Source organism: Vibrio sp. V43_P6S15P86, assembly GCF_009904725.1.
GTDB classification, from domain to species: Bacteria; Pseudomonadota; Gammaproteobacteria; order Enterobacterales; family Vibrionaceae; genus Vibrio; species Vibrio diabolicus.
This window is the reverse complement of sequence record NZ_WXWT01000247.1, coordinates 1-12,171: the sequence shown is the minus strand read 5'-3', so window position 1 is coordinate 12,171 and position 12,171 is coordinate 1. Positions and strand designations below refer to the sequence as shown.

The following is a 12,171-nucleotide window of genomic DNA, read 5'->3' as shown; positions in this document are numbered from 1 at the left end:
CTCTATTGCTTTCGCTATTAACAAGGGAGAAAGGTGTGTTAAAGAAAACCGTCAGAGGTTCATTAAGCTCTCTAGTGACTCCTCTACATTGTTATAGTGATAGGTTCGAATATTACGTCCATCCGTGGCATTAATTTGAATTTCTGAGATCTCGTTATCTGAGTCTCGTTCGATAATTCCAATTGAATGATCTACGGATTTACTGGTAATAACCTTTTGGTTTCTTAGTACAATTACGCAAGTGTGTAAGTCCATGCCAATTCCCTTTAGCCGACGTTGTTGTGATGTTCTGAATCTAACTTTAGTGTACAAAAGCGCTAATGCCAATAAATCTCAATATTGAGTTCCGAAAATGGCTAATGGTAGGCGCTTAAGCAAGCTACAATAACATTATATTGAACGATGCCTGTGAACAATAAATGACAAAAGGCATGAGCAAGGAAAGCACTATGTTTATTCACCCCCATACCTCACTGACTTTCGAGCAGTGTCATAAGGCGCGAGTCGCGCGAGACAGCCGCTTTGATGGGCGATTTTATGTGGCAGTGAAAACAACGGGGATCTTTTGTCGCCCAATTTGTCCGGCTAATTTACCTAAAGAAGAAAATGTAGAGTACTTCACCGATAAAGCGCAAGCTCTCCAAGCGGGGTACCGTCCTTGTTTGCGTTGTCGACCTGATAGCGCGCCGGGTTCTTGGGCATGGAAAGGCGTAGAAACGACCTTTCAACGAGCGATTTCGTTAATTGATCGAGGGGAACTGCATCATCACTCGGTGTCTGAGCTAGCAGAGCGTGTTGGGATTTCGGATCGCTACTTACGTATGTTGTTTGAGCAGTATCTAGGCATGTCACCCAAGCAGTATGCGCAATATCAACAATTAATGTTCGCCAAACAGTTACTTCATTCCAGTTCTATGTCGGTCACGGAAGTAGGCTTCGCCGCCGGTTTTAATAGTACACGCCGCTTTAACGATGCTTTCCAAAAGTTTCTCAAATTGACGCCTTCTCAAGTCCGTCGCAAAGAGTTTGACGGTATGGGTAGCAATCGAATTGCCTTGCCTTATCGAGGTGAATTGAATTGGCAGCACATGTTGAACTTCTACCGTTTACGAGCGATTGAGGGGGTTGAGCTGGTGAGTGATGAGAGTTATCAGCGCAACGTTTGTCTGGATACCAGTAAAGCATGGTTTAAAGCGACCAAAGGTGAAGGGTACCTAGAGCTAGCGTTTGAAATTGAAGATGTAACGAAGCTGCAAAACTTGGTGTCTGACATTCGTCGTATGTTCGATCTTGACGCCGATATTTGTACTGTCGAGCAGCATTTGGATTATGTTGCTCCCGGGCTCGTGTCGAGTAAAGGTATTCGGATTCCTGGTGTATGGAATGCATGGGAGGCTGGAGTTCGAGCGATTTTAGGCCAACAAGTATCGGTTAAAGCGGCGATTGGTCAACTTAACTTATTGGTGACCACACTTAGTGGAGAGTCAGAAAAACGCTTTTTCCCGACACCAGATGCGATAGCTAATACCGACGTGAGCTTTTTGCGCATGCCGCAAAGCCGTAAAGAGACGCTAGTGCGCTTCGCCCAGTTCATGCAGGACAACTCAGAAACCGACCCCCAGCAGTGGCTAGCTTTGAAAGGCATTGGACCTTGGACAGTCAGTTATGCTCAACTGCGAGGGCAATCTCAACCCGATTGCTTTTTAGATAAAGACTTAGTGGTGAAAAAGGCGATGCAGCGTTACCCATCACTGAATACGCACACTGCGGCCCCTTGGGGAAGCTACGCAACGTTTCACTTATGGAATCAATCATGAAAACATTTTATACCGAAATGCCGAGCCTATTAGGAACGGTGACCATCCAATCTAACGCTGAGGGCTTGCTTGGCATTTGGTTTGAAACATGCACCACTAAGCCGAGTGAACTGGGAGCACGAGACGATCAACATCCGGTTTTGCGCCAAGCTGTTACCCAGTTGAATGAATATTTTTCTGGCCTACGCAATGAATTTGATCTGCCTTTGGCGGCTACAGGCACGGATTTTCAAAATCAAGTTTGGCAGGCACTAACGACCATTCCATACGGCGAAACGTGGAGCTATCAAGATCTCGCCAACGCGATTGGCAACCCTAAAGCTGTGCGTGCTGTTGGGTTGGCAAACGGAAAAAATCCTATTTCTATCGTGGTGCCTTGTCATCGCGTTATTGGCAAAAGCGGTAAATTGACAGGGTATGCTGGTGGAGTAGAGCGCAAGCAACGTTTACTTGCGTTGGAGCAAGGTACACCGCTTTAAGTGAGGCGATTCTCATATTGTGACTAAGCGTGCTGCACAGGGGAAACGATAGTGTAGAGTTTCATATTCGTTATACGAATAGAAAAAGGATAATAAGGACATGCCTTTCAAAACGGATTTTGATGCATTCATGAGTGAGTGTTGGCAGCATCACGAAGCACAGCCCGAACAAACTTATGCTCAATTGGAAACGGCTCTGAGTGAGGTGGAAAACGTTAGCCACATCGAGCGAATATTCGCATTGATGCTGCACACCGCGATTGGTCACCTCCAGTGCCCAGAACAGTTTCTTACCTGTTTAGAGCACTTTGATGAACGCAAGGTTGCCGAGAGTTCGGCATTGCAACGCAGTATTGCCGTTGCGCGCTTTTTCGTTGATGGCACTGACTGTGTGGGGTTGTTAGCAGAGCAAGACCAACGCCGAGTTTACGCTCTGATTTCGAATGAACTTTCTGCACTTACTCAGCTTGAGCTGGCGAGCCAACGGCTGGCGAAAGCCGCGCTAGGTATGACACCACAAGATGCTAAAGGGCCGCTAGCGCGCTCTATCGCAATCACGGCAAACAACTTGGCGTGTCAGTATGAAGCGCTGGCTGAGCGCACGGATATGGAAAAATCGAGGATGCTAGAAGCGGCCAAGCTCGCGTTGGATTACTGGAAAGTGGCGGGTGGTTGGATGCAAGAAGAACGTGCAGAGTATCGCTTAGCGATGAGTTTACTCAAAGCGGGTGAAGCCGGACAAGCCAAGCAGCATGCCGAGCGCTGCGAAGCCATTTGTCAGCAAAATGGTGGTGACGCGTTTGAGCTGTTCCATGCGCATGATTTGCTGATGCAAGTGCACTTCCATCTTAGCCAGAAATATAAAGCTCAAGTGGATGTGGGGATGCGGCAATACTGCACAACGAGTTCGTTGACATGATCTCAACGTTGAATAAAAAAGCCCCGAGCGAATGGCTCGGGGATCATATTTTGTAAGTTCACTCATTACACGATGTTGATTAAGCTATTTGCGCTTTTGCCTGGTATCGTCCTGGTTTATGGTTCATCGCCAAAATCAAGTTTGTCGCTACGGCACCTAGGACGGATAGAGCGATAAGGTGCACATCCACAATGAACAGCGACATCGCTACGATGGCACAATCGAGCGCCATCTGAACTTTACCCGCTCTAATTCCAAAACGTTCCTGAAGGTACAACGCTAGAATGTTAAAACCGCCTAAACTCATCTTGTGACGGAAAATCACCAACATACCTATTCCAATTAACCCACCACCTAGAAGTGCTGCATAGAAAGGTTCGATTCGTGAAATTTCAATCACATGGTGCAGATGATCGACCGCAAAAGAAACAATCGAGACCGCAATGAAAGTATTAATGGTGAAGCGCCATCCCATGCGCATTACAGACAAAATATAAAAAGGGAGGTTGAGAGCGAAAAATATCTGACCAAAGCTGAAGTCACTCATTTTGGTAAGGAAGATCGCCAAACCAGCCGTACCTCCGGTGAGCAATCCTACTTTGCTGAAAAATATTACCCCAAGCGACACTAACGCACTGCCGAGCGTCAGAGCCAAGAGGTTCTCTCTTAGGCTATGATCTTTATCCATAAAATTTTTTCCTTGGTTTAAAAACCGCGCCGGAGACAACACGTCCATCCAACGCGATAAACAGTTGCCAAAATAGCAACTAACAAATCGGCCAATAAAATGTCGCGAAAAGTGATGAATGTCGAGTTTTTGGACAAGATTGTGCTGATGCTAGCCTGTTTAACATAATGTACACAGGTAGAAAAACAATAAGGAAAAGTTATGATTAAGAAAGTCGGCACTACCCAAATCAACGCATTACATCGACTGAGTTGTCACTGCGGAAAAGTTGAACTGGAACTTGCATTACCTAATGGTATTGAGAAGCCGAGACGATGTGATTGCTCCATGTGTCGACGTCGCGGCGCGATTGTGGCATCTGTGCCTCTGAATGGTGTTCGTATCGTGCAAGGCGAAGACGTTTTGAAGCTGTATCAATTTAACACTTGCACAGCGAAGCACTTTTTCTGTGGCGAATGCGGTATTTATACGCACCATCAGCGTCGCTCTGACCCGAGTGAGTACGGCTACAATGTCGGCTGTTTAGAGGGCGTCAACCCATATGAATTGGGAACTATCGAAGTGATGGATGGCGTTAACCATCCATCTGACCGTTAGGTTATATCGCAAGTTAAGCGCCTGACGCGCGGTGCTTTTAGGTAAATAAACCGCTATTCATCCACAAATGCACTGCAATACTGGCCGCATAACCCAAGGCGATGACGGGAGCCCATTTTAGGTGGCCAAAGAAGGTATATTGACCACGCGCGGCTCCCATTAATGCGACACCTGCCGCAGAGCCAATTGAAAGCAAGCTGCCCCCCACACCCGCAGTCAATGTGACAAGTAACCAGTTCCCCATCGACATGCTTGGTTCCATAGTCAGTACAGCAAACATAACCGGAATGTTATCGACGATGGCAGATAGAACACCAACCATCACGTTGGCCCAGACAGGGTTCCATTGGTTGTACATGACGTTTGAAACCAGTTCGAGATAGCCAAGTAAGCTCAAACCGCCGACACACATCACTACGCCGTAGAAGAACAGCAAGGTATCCCATTCTGCTCGAGATACACGGTGGAACACGTCAAACGGAACGACTGAACCTAAGCGTTTTAATGCGTGATCGTCGCCATTGGCAATTGCCATAGCCGCTTTTTTTGCCAAAGAATGTTTGAGTGTTTGGCGTAAGAAGTAGCCGAAAAATTGTAAGTAGGCCAAGCCCATCATCATGCCCATAACGGGTGGGAAGTGCAGCAAAGCGTGGAAAGAGACTGCGGTGGCAATCGTCAGAATGAATAGTGCGACAATACGTCTCGCGCCGCGTTTCAGTTCTACGTGTTGGTGAATCGTATTCGGTTTGGTGTTTGGAACAAAGAGTGACATCAAAAACGCAGGAACCAAATAGTTCACCAGTGACGGGACGAATAACGGGATGAATTCAGCAAAGCTGACATGCCCAGCTTGCCACACCATCAGGGTCGTAATGTCACCAAATGGGCTGAATGCACCGCCAGCGTTGGCAGCGATAACAATGTTGATACAGGCAAGATTCACGAATCTAGGATTATCACCGGAGACTTTCATCACCACAGCGCACATCAAGAGGGCTGTGGTTAAGTTATCGGCAATCGGTGAAATAATAAAGGCGAGAAACCCTGTCAGCCAAAACAGCTTTTTGAAGCCAAAGCCTTTGCCGACCATCCACGCCTGTAAGGCATCGAAGAGTTTGCGCTCTTCCATAGCATTGATGTAAGTCATCGCTACTAACAAAAATAGCAGCAGTTCCGCGTATTCCAACAAGTTGTGTTCTAATGCGGATTTGGCGATTTCTGGCTGGTTGTGTTGAGCAAAGGTGTAGCCAATCAGAATCCAAATTAACCCTGCAGCGAGCAGTACAGGCTTGGATTTTCTCATTTTCAGATACTCTTCCAACATAACCAGTATGTAAGCAATCGAAAAGATAATGAGAGCCGCGTAACCGACACCAGAATTAACAAGGTTCAGTTCATTGGTGGGGGCAGCAAAGGTGGCGCTAGAGAATAACAAACAGCAGAAAGCCACAATTGGATAGATTGGCATAGACATTTCTCCTTTGTCTGGTTGGAGAAATATTAGCCACAAATTAATGAGTTAGTTGTGAGAGAGCTCGAATTAACAGTAGGAGTTAGGAAATGATAGTGTGCGCCACTATTTTCTGAGTGACGCAATGCTTGCTGCGCCAAATAAAACCACAGCGGCATACAAACCGTAAGTTAACCAATGGCTAATCTCTAAAAAAGGAACGAGTCCTTGACCTGCCCACATACAGCCTCCGTTTAATGAGCAATGTTGTAATAGTCGAGCCAATTTAAAGGAAATGAACAATGTTTTTTGTGAGTGACGGCAAATTCTGAAGGATTAGAAAGTCAAAAATTGGTCAGTGAGAGAGAAATCTCATTTTTAACTGGCTAGCTCTAACCCTTTTGAGCTAGAGCTAGCTATATCGAGCGCTGAATGGATTTAGCGTAGCAGCCATTTTCTCAACGGCGAAGCCTCAATTGCTTTCACAAGTATTATGGTTGCGACAATCGTTGCAGGATAAATAAATGCGTCTTTCGCGAGGTGTTGCAACCCGATAAATCCAGCGACATTCATCATTATAATTATCATAAGCAGATGGCTAACATAAATGCCTAACACGCTAGGAGATAGTTTGAATACCCAAGGCATATCGCCAAAATGTGGGTGGACTAAGAGCCACATGAAGACGCCCAGGGCCCAGATAACAGTACCAAACAGGAAGTCGTGAGAATTAAAAGCGACCTCGTGTTGCATTAGCCAATAAGCTTCACCAAAATGCAGCGCCATACCAAGAAGAATGCATCGAATCGTATTGTTTCGCGACCATCGCCACTGTTCTTCTCGTGCTAGATAACCCAGTGTTACCAGCAAAGTACTGAAAAACGGCCCATTACGAGTAAAGAAAGGCGCTGGCAGATCGGTAATGGTCGAATAACTGCCAGCAAACACGCCGTATATGTATAGCAATACGGCGGTTGGCAGTACCAATTGAGCCATATTGATATGCACGAGGGAGGCAATTAAGGCAACGGCAATGACCAGAGCTGGAATAAACCACAGGTGAACGAGCCCGCCTTCGACGAGTGAATTGAACGGGGTCGACATTAAGTAGCCCCAGTAGCCCTGCCTTTCGGCGAGATACCCCGCCTCAGCGACAGTTTGCCACTGGAATGGCATCAATAAACTGAGCACGCTCCAAATGAGCCAAACCTTCATCAGTGGTTTGGCGTAGTTTTTTAGTGTTTCGATAGGTGCGCGGCTTAACTTGGGCTGGATAAGATAACCAGAAATGAGAAAAAACAGTGGCACAGCAAAACGAGCCAATTGGTTGAGCATATAGCCAACCCACGGTATTCCATCCCATTGCCAGTATGTCAGGGCCATCTGGCAGTGCAATCCTATAATTGCAAACATCGCAATAATACGCGCAAACTCTAAGCTGGCTATTTTTTGTTTCTTTGCCATTACATTACTTACCTAAATAAAAAAACTTAGGTGAAAGTAGCAGGTTGTGGCTGAATTAATGCGTGAAAAAGTCAACAGACTCGCGCTTACACTGAAGCTGTGTTTAAATTTAAGACTTACTTCAAACTTCTTAATTATTAACCCATTAACCAACTCAATACGTGATTAGTGAGTCGAAAATGACACTAATGTATGGTTAGACCAGTTAACTCTAGATTGCAAAAAAGAACGATCGTGCTAAAAATAAGATTATGCAAAAAGGAAAAGTGACAAAAGAGTTTATTCTGCAACGGGCTTTTGAGATCGCCAGCGAAGACGGATTAGAAAGTCTTACGATTGGTGAGTTAGCCAAGCAATGCGGTATGTCGAAAAGTGGTCTGTTTGCCCACTTCAATTCGAAGTTGAATTTACAACTATCGGTATTGGAGCACGCCAATAAAGTGTTCGCCGCCCGAGTTATTGAGCCTGTTCGTGAAGCAGGGGATGGCAATATCGAACGTAAAATTCGAGGGTTGCTCGACTCTTGGATGACTTGGAACCACGCATTTCAAGGAAGTTGTATGTTTCTAGACGCTTGGAATGACACGGCAGATAAAGATTGCCCACTTCAGGCTGGACTGCGTAAATCCATAGACACTTGGCTGAGCTATTTGGAGATCCAAATAACGAAAGGCAAAGAGAAGCAAGAATTTGCAGCAGACTTAGATACACGCCAAGCAACGTTTGATTTATACGGTCTTTATTTGAGTGCGCATGTTTTTTACTCAATTAAAGGTGAGGAAGAAAGCTTGCGCCTGTTTTGGCAAGGGATCGACAACTTATTTTCTCGCTGGAAAGGCTGATACCAGTTATTCGCTTTCCAGATTTGTAGACATAAAATCATAAAGAGCGGCTGAGTTCGCTCTTTCTTATCAGTATAAAAAGCACGACCGTTCTATTTTTTGTGCGAAGCTGATAGTTAAGGACATAATCATGAGTGAAAAAATTTACTTTAATACATCGCAACGTTTCAGTATTAAGCGCAGTTTGGTGAACATCAGTACGCGTTTACACCATACGCTGGCCCCTTCCCATGCAAAGAATACCGCGCGTAAGTTGCTCCTGACACCTGCTCGCACAGCACCTAAAAACACCGAACCTCAAGGACTTGCCAAAGGTGAAATTAAAGGACATGCAGGCATTATCAAAACCTACACTTTGGGCTCTGGACCTATTTGGGTGTTAACTCATGGTTGGTCTGGCACCGCAAGTCAGTTTTATCCGTTGATGGAACATATTGCGTCGAAAGGTTTCACCGCTTTGGCATACGATCATCCAGCACATGGTGAGAGTGAAGGGCAGTATGGGCACATTCCGGGTTTTGTCAAAGGGTTAGAAGATGTGTTAGATACGGTAGACGATATTGTTGGTCTAGTTGGGCACAGCATGGGCACCGCTTCTGCTCTTGAGTGCAGACATAGCAAATTAGAAAACAAGCCTTTACTGCTTATTGCACCGGTATTGAATTACGTAGAGAACCTATTCGGTAGCATTGCGCGTTCAGGTTATTCGATGAAGCTTTTTAATGCCGTAGTTTCTGAAGTTGAAGATCAATTTGGTTACCCATTACAGTCAATTGATCCGCTGAAGCGTTTGGCTGAGCGCTCGTCTCCAGCCATCATTGTTCATGATGAGCAGGATAAGTTCACGAAGTACAGTATCTCTGCACAAGCCGCTGAAGAGATTGAAAATGTTGAGTTAGTGACAACGCAAGGTCAAGGCCATGGCCGAGTGATGAAGTGTGGACAAGTCTTCAGTAGTTTTGACCGTTTACTCGATCGTGCTTGGTAATCTTCATGCTTGCGAATTGGCTCGGTCCGTTTTGGGCTAATTCGATTTGAAAGTAATACCTCGGATTGTTTTTCGTCTATGGTATCGCTTTTCTCGTTATGAGATAAAAACAAAAAAGGACAGCCGAAGCTGTCCTTTGATCGTTAACTTTACAGAAAGTCTGCAAGGTTGGGCTTAGTTACAGTTAGCTACGCCAACTTCTTTCCAAACGCCCCATTCGCCAGATTGGCTAGGATCGTCACCCTGAGTCCACCATTTCGCTTCCCAAGTTTTACCTGCATGAGTGACTTGGTTGCCGCCAGTGTACACTGCGCTTGCATCCCATGCGTTGTCACAGGTACCAGGGTTTGGATCGGTGGTATGCTGTGCAACAACAACAGTTGCGCTTGCCGTTGAAGACGCTTTGCCGTCGCTCACACTTACGGTAAAGCTTAGGCTAGTGTCTTGCGGGTATTCAGCAGCAGTGAAAGTTACTTTAGAACCTTCAACCGTTGCGTTCAAACCTTGAGGAAGCGTCCAGTTGAAAGTAAGAGTATCGTTGTCTGCATCGCTAGAGGCTGACGCATCTACAACCACAACGTCACCAGCGTTTGCTGTTGCTGGAGCAACAACTTGCGCTACTGGCGCATTGTTCGCTGGGTCAACCACACCTGCTGGCTTCACAGTTACTACAACAAGGTCAGATGCCGTTGCACCTTCGTTGTCAGTCACTGTCAGCTTGAAAGTTAATTGCTCCTCAACAGTAACCTCTGCTGCATCAAAGCTTGCTTTCGCTGTGTCTGCGCCTGCTAGTACCACTGCTGTACCAGATACTTGTTCCCACGCGTAACTCGCGATAGTACCGTCAGAGTCTTTCGATAGGCTACCATCTAGAACCACACTTGCTGGGCCAGTTACAGATTGATCTGCGCCAGCAGCTGCGGTTGGTTTACGGTTTGGTTGAGGAACCACACCGCCAGCCATACCTTCGTGCATTGCGTTGAGAATGTCGCCGTTATCCGCGTCGATTTCCCAAGAGAATAGACCCGCTAGACCTAGAGACTTAGCGTAGCTACCTTTTGCTAGCACTGAGCGATGGTCATCAAATGTGATCAACTCACCCGTTGTGCGGTTCCACACCCATGGTGCTTCTGCTTGTGCATCATAGCCGTACTCGAAGCCGTTGATGCCAGTGTTGTTGGCACCTAGCATAAATGACTTAATGCCTTTGTAGTCGATTACGCCATCTTCCCAAACACCTTGCGCTGTGCTGCCCTTCAGTTTACCTGTTGCAGTACCTGTCATTGGGTCATTTGGATCGGTTAGCGTATCTGGAGTTACGCCTTCCCAGCCACGACCGTACATTGCTGTACCAAGTACTAGCTTGTTCGCAGGAACGCCTTGAGCAAGAAGAAGCTGGATGCCGTTATCTGCTGTGTAAGCAGGACCTTTGTACGGTTCGCCGTTCTCATCAACGCCACTACCGTCACACTGACCAGGGCGCATGAATGAACCACAGTAAAGCGCAGTTTGGTGACCAGGAACGTTGTTCCAACCGCCATAGAAGTCGTAAGTCATCGCGAAGATGTAGTCCATGTATTGAACCGCATCTGCATAGTCTACGTCTTCAATCTTGTCGTAACCGACACCGATAGCTGACGTTAGCTCGTAAGTACGGCCTGTCTCAGCTTCTAATTCATCAAGCATTACGCGCAATTCACGCATCAGTGCGATGTAAGCAGGGCCATCGTTTACAGGGTCGCCCTTATCCGCGGCTGCACCGCCGCCACCTGGGAATTCCCAGTCGATATCAACACCGTCATAGAATTTCCAAGTTTTCAGGAACTTCTTAACCGATGCGACGAATGTGTCTCGGTTTTTCTTGTCTACGAAATCGAAGAATGGGTCAGACAGCGTCCAGCCACCGATAGATGGGATGATTTTTAGATCAGGGTTACGTTGTTTCAATGCCATTAGCATTGCGTAGTTACCCTTGATAGGTGTGCTGTATTCATGACCAGCTTGTGGGAAGCTCTTCTGATAAGCGGCCCAAGGGTCGTGGATCACGACTTCGTAGTCAGGCACGCCTGTACAAGCGGTTTGTAGTGCATTGAAGCTGTTGCCGCCAACAGACTTCACAGACTCATTTGGGCCACAAATTGGGATAAAACCGTAAAGGATGTGAGTCAAGTTGTCGACTGGCATGTTATCGACCGTGTAGTCACGACCATAGATGCCCCACTCAACAAAATACGTACCCATCACGACACTTGGATCGGTATTGTACGTTTTGTTGTTTGGATCAACATTCATCGTCAGTGGCTTCAAGTGAGAACCATCGGTATCTGCAATCGTGATTTCAGATGGTGCGCTTTTCGCACAACCTGTCGCATCACACGCCTCGATTTCCATTTGGTATAGGCCGCCCTGACCATATTCAAATGTCGCTGTTGTTTGGCTACCAGTGATTGGGCCGGTTGCTACTTTTGCACCATCAAAATAGACGTTGTAAGTATCACCTGGCGTGCCACTCCACTGGTTAAACTTAACAGTGATCTTCGCTTGCTCATGGTATTTCACCATGTCGTAGTAGCCTGACGTGGTTTCCATCGCGAGTTCAATTTTAGAAAACTGAAGGTTGTTGGAACCGTACATATCGATACTTGGCGCGGTTGGAGCCGCAACTGCAGCACCTGATAGTGCTAAAGCAACGCCAGCTGCACATAGGTTAAATCGAATCATAACTTCTCTCTCAATCCTTGGATTCATGTTCTACCTAGAACATAGGCTGCTCTTGCACCAGATAAGATGATTGGATTTACTCCATGTGCAAAAGCATCACACTCAGCATTTCAGAGAGTTTTTTTTCGTCAAAAAAAATTAAGACGGTTTTCGAGGCACTTGAGAGAACTTAACTAAAACTCGCACTCTGTTACACAGAAAGTGTC

11 protein-coding genes are annotated in these 12,171 nt (G+C 46.3%); 6 read left to right on the top strand and 5 right to left on the bottom strand.

Annotated elements, in window-relative coordinates:
* Nucleotides 1–51: 51 nt before the first annotated feature.
* The gene (locus CAG69_RS11195) at nucleotides 52–255 is read right to left on the bottom strand and encodes a hypothetical protein (RefSeq protein WP_017633816.1); all 204 of its coding nucleotides are present in this window, start codon (nucleotides 253–255) and stop codon (nucleotides 52–54) included.
* Between the two features lie 194 nt (nucleotides 256–449).
* On the opposite strand from CAG69_RS11195, the gene CAG69_RS11190 reads away from it, so the two are divergent.
* From CAG69_RS11190 to CAG69_RS11180, 3 genes are all read left to right on the top strand, one after another.
* Nucleotides 450–1,817 carry an AlkA N-terminal domain-containing protein gene (locus tag CAG69_RS11190; protein ID WP_161444194.1) on the top strand — a complete coding sequence of 456 codons (1,368 nt, stop codon included), beginning with the start codon at nucleotides 450–452 and terminating at the stop codon, nucleotides 1,815–1,817.
* Nucleotides 1,814–2,296: a methylated-DNA--[protein]-cysteine S-methyltransferase gene (locus CAG69_RS11185; RefSeq protein WP_161444192.1), complete on the top strand. Its 483-nt coding sequence runs from the start codon at nucleotides 1,814–1,816 to the stop codon at nucleotides 2,294–2,296. The genes CAG69_RS11190 and CAG69_RS11185 overlap by 4 nt, the downstream gene beginning before the upstream one ends.
* A gap of 100 nt (nucleotides 2,297–2,396) precedes the next feature.
* Nucleotides 2,397–3,215, top strand: coding sequence for a hypothetical protein (locus CAG69_RS11180; RefSeq protein WP_161444190.1), 819 nt, complete (start codon nucleotides 2,397–2,399; stop codon nucleotides 3,213–3,215).
* A gap of 79 nt (nucleotides 3,216–3,294) precedes the next feature.
* Here the strand turns inward: CAG69_RS11180 and CAG69_RS11175 are convergent, their stop codons facing one another.
* Entirely contained in the window at nucleotides 3,295–3,903 is a 609-nt protein-coding gene (locus CAG69_RS11175; protein ID WP_161444188.1) for a YitT family protein, read from the bottom strand.
* A 201-nt stretch (nucleotides 3,904–4,104) separates the two neighbouring features.
* On the opposite strand from CAG69_RS11175, the gene CAG69_RS11170 reads away from it, so the two are divergent.
* A complete protein-coding gene (locus tag CAG69_RS11170; RefSeq protein WP_161444185.1) occupies nucleotides 4,105–4,500 on the top strand; it encodes a GFA family protein in 396 nt (131 codons plus the stop codon).
* Between the two features lie 37 nt (nucleotides 4,501–4,537).
* On the opposite strand, the gene nhaD is transcribed toward CAG69_RS11170, so the two are convergent.
* The gene (nhaD, locus tag CAG69_RS11165) at nucleotides 4,538–5,968 is read right to left on the bottom strand and encodes a sodium:proton antiporter NhaD (RefSeq protein ID WP_005392020.1); all 1,431 of its coding nucleotides are present in this window, start codon (nucleotides 5,966–5,968) and stop codon (nucleotides 4,538–4,540) included.
* 420 nt (nucleotides 5,969–6,388) lie between these two features.
* A complete protein-coding gene (locus tag CAG69_RS11160; protein ID WP_161444183.1) occupies nucleotides 6,389–7,414 on the bottom strand; it encodes an acyltransferase in 1,026 nt (341 codons plus the stop codon).
* Nucleotides 7,415–7,665: 251 nt separating this feature from the next.
* On the opposite strand from CAG69_RS11160, the gene CAG69_RS11155 reads away from it, so the two are divergent.
* Together CAG69_RS11155 and CAG69_RS11150 are read left to right on the top strand one after the other, a co-directional pair.
* Nucleotides 7,666–8,256, top strand: a complete 591-nt coding sequence (locus CAG69_RS11155; protein ID WP_005392013.1) for a TetR/AcrR family transcriptional regulator — start codon at nucleotides 7,666–7,668, stop codon at nucleotides 8,254–8,256.
* Nucleotides 8,257–8,386: 130 nt separating this feature from the next.
* A complete protein-coding gene (locus CAG69_RS11150) occupies nucleotides 8,387–9,244 on the top strand; it encodes an alpha/beta fold hydrolase (protein WP_006740936.1) in 858 nt (285 codons plus the stop codon).
* Between the two features lie 174 nt (nucleotides 9,245–9,418).
* On the opposite strand, the gene CAG69_RS11145 is transcribed toward CAG69_RS11150, so the two are convergent.
* The gene (locus CAG69_RS11145) at nucleotides 9,419–11,965 is read right to left on the bottom strand and encodes a glycosyl hydrolase family 18 protein (RefSeq protein WP_161444181.1); all 2,547 of its coding nucleotides are present in this window, start codon (nucleotides 11,963–11,965) and stop codon (nucleotides 9,419–9,421) included.
* Between the last annotated feature and the right edge of the window lie 206 nt (nucleotides 11,966–12,171).

What these genes read in the sequence shown, in the direction of transcription:
- nhaD (WP_005392020.1), bottom strand. Translation starts at nt 5,968, where the DNA reads ATGCCAATCTATCCAATTGTGGCTTTCTGCTGTTTGTTATTCTCTAGC.
- CAG69_RS11150 (WP_006740936.1), top strand. Translation starts at nt 8,387, where the DNA reads ATGAGTGAAAAAATTTACTTTAATACATCGCAACGTTTCAGTATTAAG.
- CAG69_RS11195 (WP_017633816.1), bottom strand. Translation starts at nt 255, where the DNA reads ATGGACTTACACACTTGCGTAATTGTACTAAGAAACCAAAAGGTTATT.
- CAG69_RS11185 (WP_161444192.1), top strand. Translation starts at nt 1,814, where the DNA reads ATGAAAACATTTTATACCGAAATGCCGAGCCTATTAGGAACGGTGACC.
- CAG69_RS11180 (WP_161444190.1), top strand. Translation starts at nt 2,397, where the DNA reads ATGCCTTTCAAAACGGATTTTGATGCATTCATGAGTGAGTGTTGGCAG.
- CAG69_RS11155 (WP_005392013.1), top strand. Translation starts at nt 7,666, where the DNA reads ATGCAAAAAGGAAAAGTGACAAAAGAGTTTATTCTGCAACGGGCTTTT.
- CAG69_RS11160 (WP_161444183.1), bottom strand. Translation starts at nt 7,414, where the DNA reads ATGGCAAAGAAACAAAAAATAGCCAGCTTAGAGTTTGCGCGTATTATT.
- CAG69_RS11145 (WP_161444181.1), bottom strand. Translation starts at nt 11,965, where the DNA reads ATGATTCGATTTAACCTATGTGCAGCTGGCGTTGCTTTAGCACTATCA.
- CAG69_RS11190 (WP_161444194.1), top strand. Translation starts at nt 450, where the DNA reads ATGTTTATTCACCCCCATACCTCACTGACTTTCGAGCAGTGTCATAAG.
- CAG69_RS11175 (WP_161444188.1), bottom strand. Translation starts at nt 3,903, where the DNA reads ATGGATAAAGATCATAGCCTAAGAGAGAACCTCTTGGCTCTGACGCTC.
- CAG69_RS11170 (WP_161444185.1), top strand. Translation starts at nt 4,105, where the DNA reads ATGATTAAGAAAGTCGGCACTACCCAAATCAACGCATTACATCGACTG.